Origin of the sequence: Prolixibacter denitrificans, assembly GCF_003014495.1 — a bacterium.
Lineage (GTDB): Bacteria > Bacteroidota > Bacteroidia > Bacteroidales > Prolixibacteraceae > Prolixibacter > Prolixibacter denitrificans.
Map to the genome: position 1 here is coordinate 176,850 of NZ_PYGC01000005.1, position 20,960 is coordinate 197,809.

Sequence of the window (20,960 nt, forward strand, 5' to 3'; positions counted from 1 at the left end):
TCATTATAATGTAAATCTGATACCTAAATTGTAACGTCTTACGGTAGGATAAGCACCCTGGGAACCGGCCCCGGCAAAATTGGATTCACGATCATCAGGCATTCTTGACCATACCCAAAGATTGTTTCCATTGATGTATACCTTCAACATTCTGAAACCAATTTTCTTTACCCATCCCGAGTTGAGGGTATAAGCTAATTCTGCATTCTTCAAACGGACATAAGAACCGTCGAACAAATATTGTGTGCCGTCATTATAGCTAGGTGTAGACAACCAACGCGGTACGGTGACATCCGCATTCGGTGTCGCCCTTGACCACCAGGTACCCATATCATAAACCGTGTTCAGTTTACTGCCAAAGCTCACCAGCGGCACATTACGGGTAACATTATTGACGCCATATACCTGAACAAAACCACTGAATCCTTTCCATTCAAAACCAACCGTAGCATTGTACGTGTTTTGAGGGGCGTCGGAAAACCCGTAAGGAATCAGGTCTTTGCTATCGATAACTCCGTCTCCGTTAAAATCGATGATGTAATAATCACCGGGCAGTTTATAGGAATCGTTGGTATCATGGGCCGGACTACCATACAGCTGATCGTAGGTATTGATGTATCCTGCGTCAACGTAAGCCCTTGTCTGGTTGATGGCGTAGCCAGCCTGCTTGCGATAACTATCATACAGTGCCGGATCATCCCTTTCCAGAATCTTGTTTTTCGCATGCGTCATGCTCAGGTTGGCCCAGAGACGCAAATTGTTATTCAGGACTTTATTGATCCGCAACTGAATTTCATATCCCTGAGTCCGAACTCTACCCAGGTTGGCTGTTGGAGGAGTCGTACCAAAATAGGATGGAACGGCGCGGTCGTTACCGTTGATCAGGATATTCATACGTTTATCCTGGAAAAACTCAATACTACCGGCAAACAAACCGTCGAGGAAGGCATAATCGGCACCAACATTCAGCTTCTTCACTGTCTCCCATCTTACATCGGGGTTCCCGACAGCAGACTCCCGATACCAGGTATAAGGACTTTCTCCATGATTCAGGTCCAGAGAGGAATGGCCCCCGTAGGCCCATTGGGTCAGATACAACCAACGATCACCGCTGTCGTCACCAATCTCACCATACGATCCCCTCAGTTTTAACATATCCAGGAACCGGATGGACTTCATAAAGGGTTCTTCAGAAATCATCCATCCGAGTGCACCCGAGTTAAAGAATGCAAACCGGTACTTTCTGCTAAATTTCTCGGAACCGTTGTAAGCTCCGTTATATTCGAGGAAATATTTGGATGCAAAATCATACGTTGTACGGAACGCCCAGTCCTCCCGGTACGAGGGAATGACACTACCAATCGCTCTCTGCTTACGACTGAACAGGCCCATAGCGGTCAGGTTATGTCTTCCGAAAGTGCGGTCCCAATTCAACTGTAACTGATAATCCAGATTTCGTTGGGTGTCTCTGTCCCGGACTTCTCCGCCGGAGATGTTCCAGAGAACGCCCTGCATGAAATCGAATTTGTTATTGTTTTCGTATTCCTTTTTGTAGACTGCAACACCAGTTTTGGGATCAATCCATTTTTGCTGTGCATCGTTATACAAGTCATTGATTCCCCGGTTAAATTCAACAAAAGCGTTATCCCAGGAAATCATTCCTTTAAATTTCAATCCCTTGGTCACAAAATCCAGTTCCTGATCCAATATGAAATCGGTATTGATGCGGGTCGTGGTGGTTGTCATTACCCCGGCAAGGGCCAGATTCGCTGCAGAATTGGTAACATTTGAAATGTTTGGGTAGAATCCCCAGGAACCATCCGAATATTTGGGAAGGAATACATCCGGTGCAATGTTATAGGCACCGGCCCATTGCTGAGCCACAGCCCAATCAGAGGAACTTGTCTGTCCCCATGGGCTCTTTCTGGCGCCGTTCGAACCGGCAAGGTTAACCCGGAAAATAGTTGATTTGGTCAACTGGAAATCCAGGTTACTGCGTACATTCAGACGGTTAAACCCATATCCCGACTGGTAGTTACGACCGTTATCATATACATGGAACAGGTCGCCTTCATGCAGAAAATCAGCGGAGGCAAAGTACTTTACCACACGCGTACCACCGGAAACATTCACGTTTGCATTGTACGACATGGCAAATTTCTTGAAAAGGGCCTCTTGCCAGTCGACATTGGGATACCGTTCGGCTTCTGCCAGATTCGCAGGATTACGGTATTTATTGATAATATCTTGCGGCGTAACATATCCCCACGAATCAGGATATACACCCAGCTCGTGCTCAATCGCTATATTTCGCGCCATTAACGCGCCATAAGAATCGAGTTTATTCGGTAATTTGGAAGGAGCCTTGAGGGTGGAGTTAACGGAAACATCGATTTTGGCCGACCCCATCTTACCACGTTTGGTCGTGATAAGAATGACTCCGTTTGCCCCTTTCACACCAAAAACGGCCGTTGCAGAAGCATCTTTGAGGACCGAGACCGACTCGACCGAGCTGATGTCAACGTCGCCCAACGGACGTTCTACTCCATCAACCAATACAAGGGGTGCACTATTGTTCCACGAGCTTGCCGCGCGAATCAGGATTTTAGGATCTTCTTCACCCGGCATTCCGGAACTGGAGATGGTAATTACTCCGGGAAGATTTCCCGTTAAAGCCGAACCAATATCCGGTACGCCCGCGGAGCGTTTCAGTACTTCACCGGTCGTCTGGGCAATCGCCCCCACGACACTCTCTTTCTTCTGCTGACCATAACCTACAACAACCATTTCGTTCAATTGTGTAGTTTCAGCTTCGAGCATAACTTTTACATTGCTCTTACCGGCAACATTGATCTCCTTCTTTTTCATTCCAATAAAGGATACGAATATCATATCCTTATTGGCCGGAATCTTTAAGGTAAAATTTCCGTCAATATCTGTAGCGGTCCCGATTGTAGTACCTTTCAGAGCTACAGTTGCACCAATCACCGGATTTCCCTGTTCATCTACAACTGTTCCCCGGATGGTTCTGCTGTCTTGCGCAAATCCGGATAAGGAGGTAAAACTAACCAACAAAAATAGCACACATTTAAGCAAGTTACTCCTTATATTTCTCGATAAGAAAATTCTAAGAGATAAGAAATTAATCGTTTGTTTCATTACATTCTCAGTTAAGTTGGTAAAATCATTCGACGCTTCATACCGCGCAATTTGTCTTACTTGAAAACAGTATGTACCAAAAGGGAATTTTGCTTCGAAGAGCCCCGAAATGAACATAACGTTTTAACTTTTCATTGATTTTCATTCTTTTCATAGGTAAGATTTGTTTATAGTTGAATTAATAACTTCAATAAAAACAGGACTATCCCACATTTCATACAGTATTCGGTTTAATCGAATTTATTGGTTGCATACAGGCCGATGGTTGTTCCGGTAAATCCATGAGCGTTAGCGGTGGATAGGTAGTATGCATCAATGTTGCTGGCCAGGAGCTTCCATGAGCTACCGGCCGGGGCATAGTAGAAATTAAAGTGCGTCCCGTCGGAAACAACCTTCAATTTGGTTGCTCCCTCGCCCAGTTTCAGCGGATGGGACGCCAATATTTCAACTTCTCCACCGCGCTTAATTTTTCGTAAACTAATGGTCTCGCTATTATCTTTTAGTCGTCCAAGGGCCAGAAAGTACTGATGTCCCTCATCCTTAAACAACAATAGGCCAGCCGATTCAGACTTCGAGTAGGGTTTGAAGTAAACGCTCGTGGTACTTTCAAACTGATGATGCTGCAAGCGGCGTGTAACAAAAGCTGGTGTTTTAAGCTCACTTGATGTTACGTCGGCACATTTCAATGTAAGGAATCCGGGATTGGCAGTTAAAGAGTAGAGATCTTCAGCCGGTCCGCGTAAGGTCATCCACTCCTGGCCAAGCTTTTCCGAGTTGAAATCATCATTCTTCTCAAAATTGCCAAAGGTTGTAGTTGAATCCCGTTTCACACCGTCCATCCGTATAATGCGTGGAATAACTTCGTCTCCCTTGGTTATATAAGGGAATCCATCAATACTCCAGCGAACAGGCATCATAAATGTCTCGCGTCCAAGATTTTCAAACTTATCATTGATAGGTCGACAGGCAAGGAATACCGACCACCACTGGCCATTGTCTTTTTGCACCAAATCGGCGTGGCCGGCACAGGTGATGGGCAATGGTCGACGGGGATCCAAATCGCGTTGAGTTAATATGGGGTTTTCGGGCCACGGGATAAATTTCCCCATCGGAGAATTACCATTGAAAATCACCTCGGAGTGATTCACGGATGTCCCCCCTTCGGCACACATTAAATAATATTTACCATTGATTTTGTACATATGTGGCCCTTCAATCCAAATGGGTTTCTCGGCGAGGTTGACGCCTCCATTTACCAGCATGATGCTGGGGCCAAATGTTTTATCCGTCGCCACATCAAACTGACGAATCCTTATGGCGCGATGACCGCTGTAAGTCGAACCACCATCCGGCTCATCATTGTTAACGATATACGCTTTCCCATTATCATCAAAAAAGAAAGAAGGGTCAATTCCATGAATATCTGGCAACCAAACAGGTTCAGACCATTCGCCAAAAGGATCTTTTGTTTTCACAAAAAAGTTTCCACGACGAATGTTGGTCGTTATCATATAGTACGTCTTGTTGTTTGGATTATAGCTGATGGCGGGAGCAAAAATACCTTCACTCACGCGTTGGCCATCCAAAGGCAGCTTGGAAGGAGTGTCCAAAATGCTGCCTATTTGCTTCCAGTTCAGCATGTCTGTGCTGTGAAAAATGGGGACACCCGGGTAATACGAGAAATTGGATGTTACCAGGAAGTAATCATTGCCGTTTGTACAAATACTTGGATCTGAATACCAGCCTGGTAGTATGGGGTTGTAATAGTAATCATCTCCGGGTAGCGGATTATCTTTGTAAAAATCATCGTCTCCTTTGTATGTAAAATAATCAAAATGAGCAACAAGACTATCCGTTGCGAATTTTGGCACACCATCTTTTGATTGGGTCTGACATGAAGAACCAGATATCGAAAGAAATGCCAGCAAGTATAGCACATGAAAAACAGAGAGAGCAGTTTTCTTATTCATTCGTTAGAATTGGTTTAGATCTGTAGTTAGTTATTCGTTTGCTTTAAACCGGCCCAAAAAAAGATGGTGATTCAAAACAAAACCCTATTTCAACACGTTCAAAAATAAATTCACCAACAAAGGATGGTTTTTGATTTTGGATATTTGATTTTCAATTTTGAACACAAAGACGAAGTCGTTATGTAAAAATCTATATATCTGCACCTTACCAGAACCCTAAGAGAATATAAAATCATAGCGGGATGGATGAATACAGTGTTCCACGATTGGTATCAGGAATTGAAAAATATTCACGAGCATAAAAAAAGGGATTCAAAAAATCCCTTTTTCATTTGATCAGCCGATTTGTGTCGGAGATTTCCCATAGTGTTTTCGAAATACGGTACTGAAATAGCTAACGCTTGAAAACCCACACAGCTCACTAATCTCAGTTATGCTATATTTCCTGGTTTTTAACAAATCCAATGCATGATCCAGTCGTACGGATTTGATAAAATCAGTGGGTGATTGATTGGTCAACGACTTAACCTTTTTATACAACAAGGAACGGCTCACGTTCATCGCCAACGCAAAATCGTCTTTTGAAAACTCAGCATTGGCCATGTTCTCCCTTACGACTTGCACCAGGCGCTTCATGAAACCATCATTCAACTCGTTCTCCAAAATCGTTTCGTCCTCATTCAGTTTGATAATTTTCAATGCCTTTTCCCGAATGACTGCCCGGTTCTTTATAATGGATTTAATGCGCTGCTGAAGCAACGTAACATCAAAGGGTTTGGTCAGATAATCATCAGCTCCCAGTCCAATTCCCTTCATTTGTTGGGCTTTTCCATCAAGTGATGTCAACAGAATAACAGGCGTATGAGCAGTTTCGTAGGTGGATTTAATTTTACGACACAATTCAAAGCCATCCATCCGGGGCATCATGATATCGGAAACCACCAGATCAGGTTTTTCCTTTTTGATAAATTCCCATGCCTTTTGTCCATCTCCGGCAAGAAGAATGGTAAACTGAGATTCCAGGGTTGATTTAAGAAACTCACGCAGATAATCGTTATCCTCCACAACCAAAACTTTCATGGCAGGCCGCGACGACGAATCATCTTCCTTGATTGTCAACGCATTTACATTCTTCGATTGAATTGGAGATTCATTTACCTTTGACACCTGACTTTGTGCAGGTTCTGACTCATCGACCTTTTTACAGGGTACAGAAATCCGGAATGTCGAACCAGCATTCAGTTGGCTCTCAAAGCTTACCTTTCCATCGTGCAAGGCAATATAGTTTCTCACCAACAGTAAGCCGATCCCCGAACCGACAATTTTGGAGTTAACAGCATTGTCATCACGATAATACTCTTTAAACAATTGTCGTTGTGCCTTTTTACTGATTCCGATGCCCTGATCGATGACCTCCAGTTCCCATTTACTTGAAGAACATTCCAGGACAACACGCACTTGTTTGTTTGGATACGAATACTTTATCGCATTGGAAATCAAATTATCAATCACTTTTTCTATAATGGACTCGTCAACAGCCGTAACGAATTCAGAACAATTCGATGAAAAAACAATCTCCAGATGCTTGCTTTCAGCATATGATTTAAACATCATTACCCGGTTTTCAACCGTTTTAACAATGTTAACCATCGTTAGCATTATTTTCTCTTTGCCGACATCTACCTTTTGAAAGTCCATTAATTGAGTGACCACACTCAACAGACGTTGGGTCTGCTCGGTCGCCAGATGGAGGTAATTAGCACCTTTATCCGATAAATTCGTCTCCTTGTGCAACTCCTCAACCGGCCCCTTGATCAATGTCAGTGAGGTTCGCAATTCGTGAGCTGTATTTGCAAAAAAACGAATCTTCTCTTCTGAATGCTTCTTCTTTAATTGATTGATATAATAGTAAAACAGAAAGATACCTAATCCTGTAATAAACAAAAACAAAGAGAGGCGAAACCAGAATGTATCCCAAAACGGAGGTATGATGTGCAACACAATTTGGCGTTCATCAACGATATGCGATAACGAACTATCATACATGCGAATACGAAGAAAATAAGTTCCACTCTGAATATTCGAATAAGACAGAATCCTGTTTTTGGAGGGCTTACTCCACTCATTATCCAACCCTTCAACTTTCCAGGAGAACTTCGACCCGGGTGAATTAACCCCAATAGGAATCAGCTCCAAACTAACGGTGTTCTGATAGTATTTTAACCGGATTTCCTGCAGACTATCCAATGGGCGTTTTAGATGGTAGGTTGCCGAATCGCGTATAGACTGTCCCGATATAGTCAGATCCTGGTAAAAAATGCGCCCCTGTGGTTTGATAATCTTCACGGCTTTGGGATCAAATATGACGGCCCCCCTGTTCGTTCCCCACACCATCTTCCCGTTTGCTAACCGGCTGTGTGAATCAGTGTTAAAGGAAGCATGCGAAAGTGGGAGTATTGAATTAAAGGTTGCTATATTATTATTTTCAGGATTCAAACGACACATCCCTTTTTCAGTACCCAGCCATAAATAACCATCCGACTTCATGATGCCGTTTACAAAATTCGACGGCAGACCCGATTCAATCGTAAAATGTTTTATTTTTTTTGACCGCATATTGTACCGTATCAAGCCATCACCACTCGTACATAGCCAAACGGTCTCTTTATTAACATAAATATCGCGAACCACGTAGCCCTCGACTAAATTCTCATTATCACCGGTCAACGGGTTAAACTGCACTAATCCATAGGTGGTTCCCAACAGCAACTTGTTCGGCTTATATTCGCGAATAACATAAGTGAACATAGGATAGGATTGGAATTTATTCTTACCTGGCTCGTAACAGATTAGGTCGGATTGCACGCCTCCAATCCAAAGTTTTTTTTGGGTATCCTCGTAAATGTCAAAAACGAAATTGCAATTAAAGTCATCACCTAAATCAGCCGACGAATAATGCTCCAACTCCTTACCTGTCTTGCAATCGATAACATATACACCGGAAGAATAGGTTCCGGCCCATATTTTACCCTGTTTATCGCCGTAAACAGACAAAAAGACCTGAGCTTGCTCCTTCTTGTTATGATAATATGTTTTCCATCGGTTGCCAGCGACATCCCAACTGCTCAAACCATTATTGGTTGCAAACCATATTTTGCCGTATTCATCTTCCCATACGCTATTCACATCATTGTTTACCAGCGAATTCGGATTATTGATAATGTGTTTTACCTGCGTCACATATGGATTGGCCTGGTCAAAATAGGAAACGCCGCCGCTGTATGTACAAACCCACACACGTTTATTGGCATCGCAATAAATATCATAGACGCCATTCCCTTTTAATGAGCGGGGATCGTCGGAATTTTCTTTATAGACACTAATGATATGATGAGTGGCTTTGTTAATCTTCCAAATTCCCTGACCGTCGATACCAACCATCATTGTTGAGTCGGAATTGGCTTCAATAGCCAAAACCGGCTGGTTGGGGATATCCTGTATCTCTGTGAATTTAAATATACCATTCTCCTTCTTCAGTATAAAAAGACCGTTCGATATTGTGCCGATCCAAAGACTTTTTAATTTATTGTCATAATATAGCCGGGAAACAGAATAGTCAATCTTTTCAGGAAACTCATAATATGCCTGACTCGTAAAGTTGGAGGTATCGAAAAGTTTTATCAGGTTATTTATTACATAAAAAAAGTGAGTGTCATCAAACCACTCCATATCCTGAATATTATTGTTCGGCACCACGGATTTCAATCCGCTTTTTCGGTCATAGCAAAACAATCCGACCGAGGAAGCCAGCCAGACCCGCCCGTCATTATCGACAAACGCGCGTTCAACGATCAAAAAAGGATTTCGTAAAATCTTGGAGATATTTATTATCATCTCGAACTTATCCTGAATACTGTTGTATCTCAGAATTTGCCCGTTGTTTGTGTACACGTATAAATCACCATTCTTATAGATCAAATGAACGTTAATGATATCCTCGGTGTCATAAGGTAGCTGATACGTTCGGATGTCGTCCTGGGTGTATCTGACAATTCCCATTTTCGACGAAATCCAGATAAAACCGTTATCATCTCTTAAAACCTGGTTTGCTTCCCGGATAGAAAGCCCATATTCATCATTAAGGTTGTAAAATTGAACTCGGTTTACCGCCTGTCCTGAAAGAAAAGTAAGGTTCAAAACAATTGTAAGGAAAATAGCAGATATGTTGAATTTTAATTTCATTGGAAAACCCTAAATCATTTCATTCAGTTAGACTCTTCTGGGAAAAATGTTTGTCAAAAAAAGTGATTTCCTTCTATTTTAACGATTTTGCGAGATGTTTTCGGACATCCCCTCTTTACAACCACCTCTAACTTACTTATATCCAAATCATAGAGCAAACCGTATATTGATTCAAAATAACCCTACAGAAATACCATATCTTTGAACAAGGTTATTTTTCCCGATGAAATGGTTGCGACATCACAATTTTGCCACAATCACATTCATTGAACCGCTATAAAACGCTTTGAAACTTACTGCATGCTATCGCCTTGTGAAGATCATCCGTTTACAGATTGTTTTCATGGATCGTGAAGGTGACAAATTCGTCTGGAAGAATGCACCTTGCCAGGTCAATGTTTAAAAGTTGGAACATGAAAATATCGAAAACCTTTTTCATAGATTGATTTGGATTAGTTGACATTCCAACAATATTAATCATCGGAGGACAGCAATATTTTTAATTTGGGCTTTATTATTTTAATTTCTGGACATGCCTCACGTTCTAAAACCCTCATAACACACTTCACCCCGATACCTTACAAGTATCCGGGGATATTTATTTGATTTCGGGAGGAGCTGTCGGATTGATGGGTAAAGCGATGAATTCCGATACCGATGTTTTTTACTCTTCTAACACTGGTAACGATATGAATTCGGAAAAAGGATGTCGCCGGAGACGAGAGAGCGGAAAGAGCGAGAAATCCCGATTGCCTGCCCACTGCGAAACAGATAACAAATTGAGGTGTCATCCAAACCAATAAAGTAAAACTTCACCATCAAGAAAATCTGGGGACATGCTGAAACCACTGTTGATATCCATGTCTGGGGGGCAATTTGCTCTGATTTCATTGGGGCATCATTTCCATTATGCTTGAAATAGCAATCTTCAATCCAAGAAACAAAGATTGATCCAACGATCACTCTCTGCTTTGAATTGATATGACAAAAAATAAGAAAGCCTGATAATCATACGATTAACAGGCTTTTGATTCAGAATGAATCTTGATTCGTCGGGGTACCAGGATTCGACCCACAAGCTGTATGTCGTATGAAATCAATGGATTAGCAGAACGGTTTCAGTGGAGGTCACTGTGTGGTTCTCATTTGTTTTATAATAGAATGAACGCGATTGATGTGCCTCAACTATCCACTAAATTAGCATTCTTGTATTTTGTTTGCAACTAATAGATATTAAATTGATTTAAACTTTATGGGAAAGTGACGAAGGTCTGTTGCGATTGTCGGTTAGGGCTAATCGACAAGGTACTGGCGGATGGTGGAAACCGGCAAACCAGTGTATTCAGCGAACTCCTCAACGGAGATAAACTGATGGGAAGCTTTTCCCAGCTCCTGACGGATTTTGGTCAGCAGCCTTCTTCCTGACCGCTCACTTTTACCGGTTATCCGCTGCACATCTTTGGGGTAAATACAAGTTCGGTGCAACAGCATAATTTGTACTTTATCTATACTCTATCCTTACCTAAATTCCGGAGTATCTTCCGGAATATTCATAAGAAATTTAATAATAATCTTCCATCCTGACAGACATTTAGGGACAAATGACCCATTTTGACCTTTGGCGGAAGGCAGTTTTTGCCATGGCGCATTGGTTACGATAACTTGTTGGAAGTAACCAAAATCTATGCGTTATGGCAAGACAAAAGGGGTTGATTAAACTGGAGGGAGCGATTGGTGATCTTTCCTTCTACAAGAGCGGTGGAGAGTATTATGCCCGCACGAAGGGCGGCGTCGATGCTGACCGCATCAAGAATGACCCGGCGTTTGTGAGGACGCGTGAAAACGGGTCGGAGTTCGGCCGGGCCGGGAAAGCGAGTAAGCTGCTCCGGAACGCGTTGCGGCAGCTGATGATGCATACCGCCGATAACCGGGTTTCGAACCGGTTGACCACGCAGATGCTGAAGGTTATCCAGGCCGATGAGACCAACGCCCGCGGTGAGCGTATCGTGAGCGACGGCAACCCGGCTTTGCTGAAAGGGTTTGAATTCAACGCAGGCGCTCAGCTGGCAGGAACCATTTATGTTCCTTTCGCCACGGCCGTCGACCGGGCAACCGGCGCGTTGGAGGTGTCGCTGCCGGCACTGGTACCCACAACCGATTTGGCAATGGTGCAGGATGCCACCCATCTCCGCTTTGGCGCTTTGGGGGCAGCGGTTGACTTTGAGGGGGAAGCCTTTTCTACCAAAATGGCTGTGAGCGATTTTGTGGAAATTGACAGTGTGGAACACGAAGCTCAATCTCTGGAGGTGCAGATTGACGCTGCGAGTCCGTCGCCGATTTTCCTGGCCTTCTCCATCGAGTTCTTCCAGATGGTCAATGGTGAGGCTTATCCGCTGAAGAGTGGTGCCTTGAATGCCATGGCCATTGTCGCAGTTGATCTGCCGTAGTGGACCTGGAGCTCTACCGGAGTTATTTCCCCAGTGGAACGAATGGTGTGGTTTATTGCCGGGGGAAGGTAATCTGCCACACCATTGAACTGCCCTGGAAAGCCAATCAAAAAAGGATTTCCTGTATCCCGGAAGGGTGTTATCACCTGAAGGCACGTTACACGGAAAAACGGGGTTGGCATCTACAGGTTGTAAAAGTTCCCGGGCGCACCTGGATTCTGTTTCACCCGGCCAATGATGCCCTGCGCGAGTTGTTGGGATGCATTGCCCCGGTGACCAAACTATTGGGGCCCGGCTACGGGACTCAATCAAGGCCGGCAAATCAGCGATTACTGAATCATGTATTGCCGGCTATTCGAAGAGATGAAGAGGTCCTTCTTCATATTACACGAAATTCCAAAATGGTTGGACATGAATTTAATTAAAAGAGCTAAAGCACGCACCCCGAAATTTTTCCGGGTATTACGAACTATCGGACTCGCCCTGGCGGCTGTCGGGGGAACGTTACTGGCTGCTCCGGTTGCTTTGCCCGCAGCCATTACGACACTGGCCGGATACCTGACAGTAGCCGGTACCGTCGCCGGCGCTGTCAGCCAGGTGGCTGTGGAGGATGAAGAGTCCGGAAGCGATGAAGTGCCGTGAGCATGACGGCTGTTGATGGTGGGACCCGCGCCGGTACGTTGGGCGGTACGCTGCTGAGTACCCTGGTGAACCTGACGGGGCAGGATTTGCTGGAAACGGCGCTTTTAGCTGCTGTTGGCGCGGTAGTGAGTTTTGTTGTTTCTCTGACACTGAGCAGGCTGGTCAGGGGCAAGTGGAGAAAGAAGTCGCCTGGGGGTGACGGTGTGTGAGGTTTGTGTGGAAAGGCCTTCCGGAAGGGAGGTCTTTTTTGATCCAAAGTTTTAAGTGTTAAGAATTAAGTTTTAAGACAATAGATTATAGACCTTAGACAACCACGGTAATTATTTTTCCAAAGAAAACAGAAACCGAAAAAGAAAAAAGAAAGCCAGCCAACAGGCGGGCCGGCTAAGGCAAGGTTTTTGGCAAAAATACAATTCGACGAAGGAGGATGGAGATTTTTTCCAAAACCCGAAGGGCCTGACCTTGCCTGGTGAATAAGTGTGCTTATGTCGCCACCCGCCTAAATTGGGTGGCTTTTTTCTTTCAAATACTAATTACACGAATTACCTAACGCACAAGGCTGGCGCGCACGAATTACACGAATTGGATGGCAGGGACATTCGCGGATTTGTTTCACGGATTAGCATGGAGTGGGGTTCCTATGCAGTCTGGCGTTGAACGGAGTGAGTGTGCGCAAGGAAAGAAAGCGGGTGCGGGCTGTGACCGAATGACAACGTGGAGGCGTCATGACCGAACAGGCCGGACCGGCTTTGCGGGGTGCCGAAGGTTGTTGACTACCGGGCTTTTTCAGCCAGGTGAGGCAACGGCCTGCAGGCATATTGGAAATGATGAATGTTGAATGATAGATTTTGAATTGATGGACACAGATTGGCACGGATTGTTTTCACGGATTTACGCGGACGGATGACGATGCTATGGAATGGTGGTGTGATTGGGGCTTACTGATTTACATAATTAGGTTATAGGACAATCAGGCCCACGGTTGGGATGTGGGGGTTGTTCCTATTAACTGCATGTTATGTAAATTCAGTTGGTGTGGGGAGGGTGTTATTTTGGGCGCAACGCTGCCAGGGGCGCTACGGGGGCAGCGGTCTTTTTGCTGGGACACCCGGGATGCCTACAGCTTTTTGACTTCGCTCCTGAGACTACGTAATCGACAGATGATCTGGCCTTCAGCAAAACGCACTGAAACCGCTAATTACCGAAAGGCAAAGTGCTGTAAGGCGCTGGAGGTGGCCACACAAAAAGTGTGACCCAAATAATACCCGGTGTGCGAAAGTGGGATGGCTATTGGCACAACGGTTAGTTTATGTTACGGAATGGATTTCGAAGAGCATTCGTGTCCGCGAGGAATGAACGGCGTTACGATATTCTGCGAATGGCTCATCACCAACCTCTTCTATGCAATATGCACTACATCAGCCAAAGTTATTCCTTTACATATAACCCCGTAAATATAATACCCTGATTTCCACTCAACATCATATCGTCATTATCCTTTAGTTTCTTTAATTCCAATTCACTTATAATAACACATCCTTTGCCCATTCCTCTGCAAACTAGTGGTATATGTCCTGTCAATCCGCAATTCCACGTAACAACGCCATCATACATAGTTAATAAATCAATCAAATCAGGAGAATAATCTTTACTGTCAATACAAATTATGTTCTGTTCTTCATAAGACTTATCTGATCTGCTTTTTTTATCATAAATATGAGATTTCCCTCTTGCAAATCCAGGTGAAGCTGGCATCCCTCTCAAGATATTGGCTGTTTTCACATTTTCATCGTATGGAATTTTCACATCCTCTTGTTCAAGAAACTTAATTACTGTTCCTTTTGCATATGATTTTACACCTAATAAAATTAAATTTTCATCAATACGTTCCTTAGATTGGTTATAATCATTTAGAAATTTGCCGTGCTTTTTCAGAACCTCCAAACTTTTCAGTTCTGAACCAGTGATAAAGTAGTCCACCAATTGAAAATATTCAGTTTCGTTTATTTCTCCACTATCGAGCATTAATCTTGATACAAAACAGCTTTTTAACCTGACTAAATCTGCAAAAATTTCAGTTGGTTCTATATTGCAAAATTTATTCAGTTTCTTTTTATCTTTAAATTTTAGTACTCTATCTATTACTTCTTTGCTGATTAACTTATATATCTTTTCTTTCTCTGTTTGATAAATGTCAAGAATGACTCCTCCGATAACAGTGCCAGCAGCTGCAATCACCAATAGTGCAAATAAGCTTTCATATCTATGACTTTTAGGCTCTAAACGAGTACTTTGAAACAAATCAAAGGTCTGTGCGAAATTAGCAGAATTTAGATACTCCAGTCTCAACAAATTTATAATCCCAATATCTCCGAGGAAGTCAATGTGGAAATATTCTCTTGACCTTTTCAAGGAAGGAATCTTTAAAATTCTTTCAACCGAATTCAATGTAATTTTGTCAAAACTATTGTGAAAATCATATAGTGTTTTGTCCATTGCAGTTTATTAGTTTACGTTTTTGCTAACGTACGAGTAAATTGCATATGTGTTATATATCGGATATATACTTTGATTTGCTACAGTTTGTTAGTCTATGTTTTAAATTTCAAATTATAGTTTAAGAAGCCATTTGCATTTACCAGAGAAAATCTGCCTACCCGAGTATAATTCTCTGCTGTTTTACTTAATGAGAGTCTCATTGAGGTCTGGTATTTTGCATATTTTTAATACTTGCAGCTGTTCAATGTAATAAAAACTTCTGGATTTGAGTTTTATTTTCCCGCACAGCCTGTTTTTGGACAAAAAATATTTTGTTATAAACCTTCCTGGTTGATTAGAGTGAGAGAACAAATACACAAAAAAGCGACCTGGTCCCCTGACCAAGCCGCTTTACCTTTTCAAATGAAAACATCTTATATGTCTATCTATAATAAAGTTTTGACATATCCTCCTTTAATCAAAGTGTTGAATTTCTATTCTTTAACATCCTTTATTCGGCATCTTCCTATGCTTACTGTGCAATAGGGCATGGGAAAAAAGCGGGTGCGGACTGTGAGGGAATGACAACGATGAGGCGACAAGACCGAACAGGCCGGACCGGCTTTGCGGGATGCCGAAGGTTGTTGCTGTGTAGGGATTATTTGTTGGGAGGCAACGGCCTGCAGGCATTTGGAAATTTTGAATAAGAGAGATGGTGAGGGGGAGAAGGTGGGGACATGTTAATGAGAGATATGGAGAGAGGAAAGTTGGAAAATTTGGGTCGGGCCTGTTAACACGTTAATATCGGTTGTCAACACCTAAAATAGTACAAAAAACCTTCCGGGAACAAATTACCGAAGCAACTCGTCCACCGGAAGGCGTTCGAAACATATGAAGGTATTCTATTTTTATGCGGTTTTCCGGTAACGCATTACTGCCAGGGAGAACATCGCCACACCATACCCCAGCATGGAAAGGAACTCGTATTTCAGGTCAAAGAATCCGGAACCTTTCAACACCACATTACGGATAACTTTCATCATGTAATACATCGGATTCAGGTGATCAAGCCACTGAGCCCATGTCGGCATACTTTCCACCGGGGTGAACAGGCCGCTCATCAGAATAAAAACGAGCAGGAAAAAGTAACTCACAAAAAATACCTGTTGCTGGGTTTCTGAAACTACCGAAATAAGCAATCCCAACCCCAGTACTCCCAATAGAAATACAGTGGTAAATCCATAGAGCACCAGTAAACTTCCCTCAAATGGCATGTTAAATACCATCTTGGCAATCAGCAAACCAAATGAGAGATCCAGCAGTGCAATTGCCAGGAAAGGAATCATTTTGGCTGCAATGAACTGGTATTTCTTAATCGGTGTAACGTTGAGCTGCTCCATGGTCCCGATTTCCTTCTCACGAACCAAATTGACTGCCGCTAGAAACATTCCAACAAGAGTTACCAGAATAACCAATACTCCTGGTGCCATAAAAAATGAATAGATCAGACTCGGATTATACCAGTATCGCTGTGAAACCTCGATTTTCTGCGGCGGGTCAAATTTGGAAACTCCCATCCATGAAGCCCTTATTTGATTATTATAGTCGACAATTACCGAATTCATGTACGACCATGTCAATTCTGCGGCTAATCCATTAATAGCATCCACACGCAGTTGCAATGATGCTTGATTGTTACGTTTTAAGTGCTTCTCAAAATTTTCAGGAATATCAAGAACAACTCCAGCCTTTCCATTTAACAACTGTTGGTCGGCAAGATGATCGTTATCTGTGATTGACGTAATCTGGAAAAACGGGTTTCCTTTTAGTTTGTCCACCAGCTGGCGCGAAGCGTCACTCATATCCTGATCAACCACGTACACATCCGATTTTTTCAACTCCAACGTAGCCGCATTCACCAATATAACCATCTGAATAATTGGCATTAAAAAGATGATTGGCCACATCGATTTATTCCGTAGGATCTGGATGAACTCCTTTTGAAGAAGATATCGTAATATTTTCATACGTTTTGTATTATAACTTTCAATTGTAAGATATGGAACTCACAATGAAATTTATTGATACCCTTTGTGTTGGCTTGCATATTAAATTTCATGTTCGTTTCATCTTACTTTCTGTTTAAATTCAGTTTTCTACTCCAAACGCAGTTTGAACTTCTTCACACTAATGCCAAGGAATAAAATCGTCATACCGGTCATGATGAGTATTTGCTTCCATATGTAACCTGTACCAACACCTTTCAACATCACCGCCTTTACAGCCTCGATAAACCAGCGGGCCGGCATGATATTCGAGAATACTTGTAAAGCGACAGGCATATTATCAATAGGATAAATAAAACCCGATAATAATATTGTAGGTAACATTAGTATCATTACAGAAACAAACATTGCCTTTACCTGACTATCCGATATGGTAGATATTAAGATTCCAAGGGAAAGAGCTAACAGAATATATACAATTACCACAAACATCAGCAGAATAAAACTCCCCCTCACTGGAACTCCGAAAATAAGGTACCCCATACCGATAATAATTAATGCATTTAATATGGATAATATCAGGTATGGTGCTACTTTACCAATGATGATATGGTGTGATTTCAATGGTGAAACCAGTAATATCTCCATGGTTCCCATCTCTTTTTCGCGCACAATGGTTATTGAGGTCATCATGGCCGAAATTAGAATTAGAATCAATGCCATCGTTCCGGGAACGTATGTAAACGCTCCCATTAAACTTTCGTTGAACAACATGCGCACCTGCGGCTTTATCTCCAGTGGTATTTTGTAGTTAACGAATTTCTTCTGCAAATAATCCTGCACAATGGCATTGGTATAATTGGAAAGCAACTGTGCGGTATTTGGATCCGATGCATCGGTTATAACCTGTACATCCGCCTTGCCGTCGCGTTCGAGCTTTTTCCCGAAATTTTGCTCAAATACTACCACTTCCTTGATGTTCCCCTGCCGGAAGATATTGTCAATCTGACCCTCATTGTCCAGCATAGCATCGAGCCTGAAATATCCTGACGATAGCAATTTATGCGTGATTTCGCGAGTCACCTCATCGTGTGATTTATCCAGAATAGCAATTCGCGCATCCTTGATTTCGGTAGTAATTACGTAACCGAACAACAGGAGCTGTATAATTGGAATGCCAAATAAAATTAGCATTGTACGCGAATCGCGAAAAATATGATGAAACTCTTTTCGTATAAAACCGCGTAATTGTTTCATATCTTTTATAGTCTTACCTTGTGTGAATCAAAATTTATTCATTCGAGCGGGCCAGCTTCAGGAATACACCGTCCATGCTGGTGGCATCCCATTCCTTCTTCAGCGCCTTCGGGGTGTCGAGAGCAACTATTTTACCGGCCGACATGATGGCCACCCGGTGGCAGTATTCTGCCTCATCCATGTAATGGGTTGTCACAAATACGGTGATTCCTTCGTGTGCAGCCTCGTAAATCAAATCCCAGAAACGGCGGCGGGTCACGGGGTCAACACCACCCGAAGGTTCGTCGAGGAAAACGATGGACGGATCGTGGATGATAGCCAGTGAAAAAGCGAGCTTTTGCTTCCAGCCCAGCGGTAAATCACGTACCAGCTTTTTTCTTGCGGAACCGAGTTCGAGCTTTTCCAGCAACTCTTCCGTTTTCTCCTTCCGGATATGGGTAGGAATACCGTAAATCCCGGCAAACAAACGGATGTTTTCGTTAACCGTCAAATCCTCGTACAACGAAAACTTTTGCGACATGTAGCCAATCCTGCGTTTAATGGCTTCACGCTGTTTGAAACCATCCAGGCCAGCAACGGTCAGCTCACCTGACGTAGGCTCCAGAAGCCCGCACAACATCCTGATCGCAGTTGTCTTTCCGGCACCATTCGCGCCAAGAAATCCAAATATCTCACCTTTGTAGACATCGAAACTCAAGTGATCATCTGCTACGAACTGCCCGAATTTCTTGACCAGATCACGTACCCGGATGACTGTATTTTCGTTTTCCATATCAGTTATCATGTTTTTGCATCAGGTCCATAAACACATCCTCGATACCTGGCTCAATTGGGTTAATAGCAATGTTTGTGTGGCAGCGCTCTTTAAGATATTTCTCCAATGCAGTGGGAGAAATTGTATTATCTCTGAGCGTAATATGGAGGAATTCACCAAATCCAAAAACTGTTTTTACACCGGGATGTTTTCTTAAATCACGAATACATAGATACATGTTGTCAGAGCGCACTGCCCAAAGTATGCTTTCATGATTCTGCGTCACTCTTTCCGGTGTATTGATGGTCAGAATATTTCCGTCCTGAATCAGGGCTACCCGGTCGCAAAGATTTGCTTCGTCCATGTAAGGTGTTGAAACCAAAATGGTAATGCCCATTTTCTGCAATCGTTTCAGCATTTCCCAGAATTCCTTCCGGGAAACTGCATCCACTCCGGTAGTCGGTTCGTCGAGCACCAGCACTTTCGGCGCATGAATTAATGCACAGGAAAGCGCCAGTTTCTGCTTCATACCGCCAGATAATCTTCCTGCCAGCCTCTCCTTGAAAGGTTCGATTTGCTGGTAGATATCTTTCACCAGGTGGTAGTTTTCCTCGATGGTGGTCCCAAAAACTGTCGCAAAGAATGTCATGTTTTCCTCGACAGATAGATCGGGATATAGTGAAAAACGCCCCGGCATGTAGCCAATTTGTTTTCTCAGTTTTCTGAAATCATCCACCACATCGAGTTGATTCACCGTCGCACTTCCCTTATCGGGTTTTAGCAATGTGACCAAGATTCGTATCAGCGAGGTTTTCCCTGCACCGTCCGGGCCAATCAGGCCGAACAGCTCTCCTTCTTTCACCTCGAGTGAAACGCCCCGCAACGCCTTTACTTCGCCGTAGCTCTTTTCGATATTTTCGGCTGATATCATCATCCTTTCAGTCTTTAATAATTTGTAGCTTCCGGACACCCTCTGTGTAGCTGTTGCCTTTTTTGGGGGAAGTTGGTGACAACCAGCTTCCCCATTCCAATGGTTATCTTGAGAAAATAATAAAGGCCTGCAGGCTCGTGGATTCTTCCGGCAATACCTTTTGTAATCAGTTACTCTGATTAAACCGTACTTCTCCGGGCATACCAATTTTCAGACTGCCGTCGTTCGGCACTTTTACTTTCACAGCGTAAACCAGTTTCACCCGTTCTTCTTTGGTTTGAATGATTTTCGGTGTAAACTCGGCTTCCGATGAAATCCATATAATGGTACCGGTCAACTTGGTATCAGTTGTCTTTGAGTTATCAATAAGTACCGTTACTTTTTGTCCCAGCTTTACATGCGCCAACTGTGCCCCACTGATGTAAATCTTAAGGTTGAGGTACGATAAATCAGCAATTTTGAAGAGCGATTGTCCAGGTGCGACCAACTCACCCATCTCTTTGTATTTTTCCAACACCGTTCCGGAAATCGGTGCAGTGATATGGCATTTACCTAACTGATCTTCGATTTGCGCTACCTGTGCATTCACAACATCAATTTCCTTTTTCAGGGAAACTTCCTGTGTTCGAATGTTGGCAATCTGTTTGTCGAATACATCAATCTGTCCGTTGATATCATCCATTTGCTTCTGTGTAGCGGCACTATCGGCCAGCATTTTAGTCACGCGGTGCTTATCAACTTCAGCGTTCGCACGCTGCTGTTTTACCACCGCAATTTGTGTTTGTACGCTGGCCATTTTCGACCGAATGGAAGCTTTCTGTGCTTCGAGTTGCTCCTTTTTCAGGTAAAGTTGAGTGGTATCCACCAGTCCAACCTGTTCACCGACTTTCAGCTGATCGCCTTCGCTCAAATCGAACTGAAGCAATTTTCCACTCACTTCGGATGAGACAATCACATCATCTACTTCAAAATTTCCGTAAGCATCCGAGAGTTTATCGGTCCGGTTACATCCCATCAGGAGGATGCCGGCTGCGAAGGCAAAAAGATATTTTCGTTTCATTATGCGTTTCATGA

At 43.2% G+C, this 20,960-nt stretch carries 14 protein-coding genes; 4 read left to right on the forward strand and 10 right to left on the reverse strand.

Features of this window, described 5'->3' with window-relative positions:
• Positions 1-3: 3 nt before the first annotated feature.
• From CLV93_RS11530 to CLV93_RS11545, 4 genes are all read right to left on the reverse strand, one after another.
• The gene (locus CLV93_RS11530; RefSeq protein WP_246814590.1) at positions 4-3,072 is read right to left on the reverse strand and encodes a SusC/RagA family TonB-linked outer membrane protein; all 3,069 of its coding nucleotides are present in this window, start codon (positions 3,070-3,072) and stop codon (positions 4-6) included.
• Positions 3,073-3,389: 317 nt separating this feature from the next.
• A complete protein-coding gene (locus CLV93_RS11535) occupies positions 3,390-5,129 on the reverse strand; it encodes a glycoside hydrolase family 43 protein (protein ID WP_106542353.1) in 1,740 nt (579 codons plus the stop codon).
• A gap of 336 nt (positions 5,130-5,465) precedes the next feature.
• Positions 5,466-9,188, reverse strand: coding sequence for a hybrid sensor histidine kinase/response regulator transcription factor (locus CLV93_RS11540; RefSeq protein ID WP_211297813.1), 3,723 nt, complete (start codon positions 9,186-9,188; stop codon positions 5,466-5,468).
• Positions 9,189-10,664: 1,476 nt separating this feature from the next.
• The gene (locus CLV93_RS11545) at positions 10,665-10,862 is read right to left on the reverse strand and encodes a hypothetical protein (RefSeq protein WP_106542355.1); all 198 of its coding nucleotides are present in this window, start codon (positions 10,860-10,862) and stop codon (positions 10,665-10,667) included.
• 200 nt (positions 10,863-11,062) lie between these two features.
• Here CLV93_RS11545 and CLV93_RS11550 point away from each other — a divergent pair, with 200 nt between their 5' ends.
• The 4 genes from CLV93_RS11550 to CLV93_RS11565 are packed head-to-tail and all read left to right on the forward strand — an operon-like array spanning position 11,063 to position 12,669.
• A complete protein-coding gene (locus CLV93_RS11550; RefSeq protein ID WP_106542356.1) occupies positions 11,063-11,818 on the forward strand; it encodes a hypothetical protein in 756 nt (251 codons plus the stop codon).
• Positions 11,818-12,243 carry a DUF5675 family protein gene (locus CLV93_RS11555; RefSeq protein WP_106542357.1) on the forward strand — a complete coding sequence of 142 codons (426 nt, stop codon included), beginning with the start codon at positions 11,818-11,820 and terminating at the stop codon, positions 12,241-12,243. The genes CLV93_RS11550 and CLV93_RS11555 overlap by 1 nt, the downstream gene beginning before the upstream one ends.
• Positions 12,230-12,460 carry a hypothetical protein gene (locus CLV93_RS11560; protein WP_106542358.1) on the forward strand — a complete coding sequence of 77 codons (231 nt, stop codon included), beginning with the start codon at positions 12,230-12,232 and terminating at the stop codon, positions 12,458-12,460. Before CLV93_RS11555 ends, CLV93_RS11560 begins: the two co-directional genes overlap by 14 nt.
• Positions 12,457-12,669 carry a hypothetical protein gene (locus CLV93_RS11565; protein ID WP_211297814.1) on the forward strand — a complete coding sequence of 71 codons (213 nt, stop codon included), beginning with the start codon at positions 12,457-12,459 and terminating at the stop codon, positions 12,667-12,669. The genes CLV93_RS11560 and CLV93_RS11565 overlap by 4 nt, the downstream gene beginning before the upstream one ends.
• Before the next feature lie 1,219 nt (positions 12,670-13,888).
• Here CLV93_RS11565 and CLV93_RS11570 read toward each other — a convergent pair.
• The 6 genes from CLV93_RS11570 to CLV93_RS11595 all read right to left on the reverse strand — a co-directional run bounded on the left by CLV93_RS11570 (position 13,889) and on the right by CLV93_RS11595 (position 20,958).
• Positions 13,889-14,956 carry a PEP-utilizing enzyme gene (locus tag CLV93_RS11570; protein WP_106542360.1) on the reverse strand — a complete coding sequence of 356 codons (1,068 nt, stop codon included), beginning with the start codon at positions 14,954-14,956 and terminating at the stop codon, positions 13,889-13,891.
• Positions 14,957-15,846: 890 nt separating this feature from the next.
• Positions 15,847-16,965, reverse strand: coding sequence for an ABC transporter permease (locus tag CLV93_RS11575; RefSeq protein ID WP_106542361.1), 1,119 nt, complete (start codon positions 16,963-16,965; stop codon positions 15,847-15,849).
• A 129-nt stretch (positions 16,966-17,094) separates the two neighbouring features.
• On the reverse strand, positions 17,095-18,201 hold the full coding sequence (locus CLV93_RS11580; protein WP_106542362.1) for an ABC transporter permease: 1,107 nt from the start codon (positions 18,199-18,201) through the stop codon (positions 17,095-17,097).
• A gap of 34 nt (positions 18,202-18,235) precedes the next feature.
• Positions 18,236-18,973: an ABC transporter ATP-binding protein gene (locus CLV93_RS11585; RefSeq protein ID WP_106542363.1), complete on the reverse strand. Its 738-nt coding sequence runs from the start codon at positions 18,971-18,973 to the stop codon at positions 18,236-18,238.
• A gap of 1 nt (position 18,974) precedes the next feature.
• Positions 18,975-19,889: an ABC transporter ATP-binding protein gene (locus tag CLV93_RS11590; RefSeq protein ID WP_106542364.1), complete on the reverse strand. Its 915-nt coding sequence runs from the start codon at positions 19,887-19,889 to the stop codon at positions 18,975-18,977.
• Between the two features lie 163 nt (positions 19,890-20,052).
• A complete protein-coding gene (locus CLV93_RS11595; RefSeq protein WP_211297815.1) occupies positions 20,053-20,958 on the reverse strand; it encodes an HlyD family secretion protein in 906 nt (301 codons plus the stop codon).
• Positions 20,959-20,960: the final 2 nt, after the last annotated feature.

Excerpts from the sequence above, each read along its gene's own strand:
- CLV93_RS11550 (WP_106542356.1), top strand. The coding sequence starts at position 11,063 with ATGGCAAGACAAAAGGGGTTGATTAAACTGGAGGGAGCGATTGGTGAT.
- CLV93_RS11580 (WP_106542362.1), bottom strand. The coding sequence starts at position 18,201 with ATGAAACAATTACGCGGTTTTATACGAAAAGAGTTTCATCATATTTTT.
- CLV93_RS11585 (WP_106542363.1), bottom strand. The coding sequence starts at position 18,973 with ATGGAAAACGAAAATACAGTCATCCGGGTACGTGATCTGGTCAAGAAA.
- CLV93_RS11535 (WP_106542353.1), bottom strand. The coding sequence starts at position 5,129 with ATGAATAAGAAAACTGCTCTCTCTGTTTTTCATGTGCTATACTTGCTG.
- CLV93_RS11590 (WP_106542364.1), bottom strand. The coding sequence starts at position 19,889 with ATGATGATATCAGCCGAAAATATCGAAAAGAGCTACGGCGAAGTAAAG.
- CLV93_RS11545 (WP_106542355.1), bottom strand. The coding sequence starts at position 10,862 with ATGCTGTTGCACCGAACTTGTATTTACCCCAAAGATGTGCAGCGGATA.
- CLV93_RS11595 (WP_211297815.1), bottom strand. The coding sequence starts at position 20,958 with ATGAAACGCATAATGAAACGAAAATATCTTTTTGCCTTCGCAGCCGGC.
- CLV93_RS11540 (WP_211297813.1), bottom strand. The coding sequence starts at position 9,188 with ATGGGAATTGTCAGATACACCCAGGACGACATCCGAACGTATCAGCTA.
- CLV93_RS11575 (WP_106542361.1), bottom strand. The coding sequence starts at position 16,965 with ATGAAAATATTACGATATCTTCTTCAAAAGGAGTTCATCCAGATCCTA.
- CLV93_RS11570 (WP_106542360.1), bottom strand. The coding sequence starts at position 14,956 with ATGGACAAAACACTATATGATTTTCACAATAGTTTTGACAAAATTACA.
- CLV93_RS11560 (WP_106542358.1), top strand. The coding sequence starts at position 12,230 with ATGAATTTAATTAAAAGAGCTAAAGCACGCACCCCGAAATTTTTCCGG.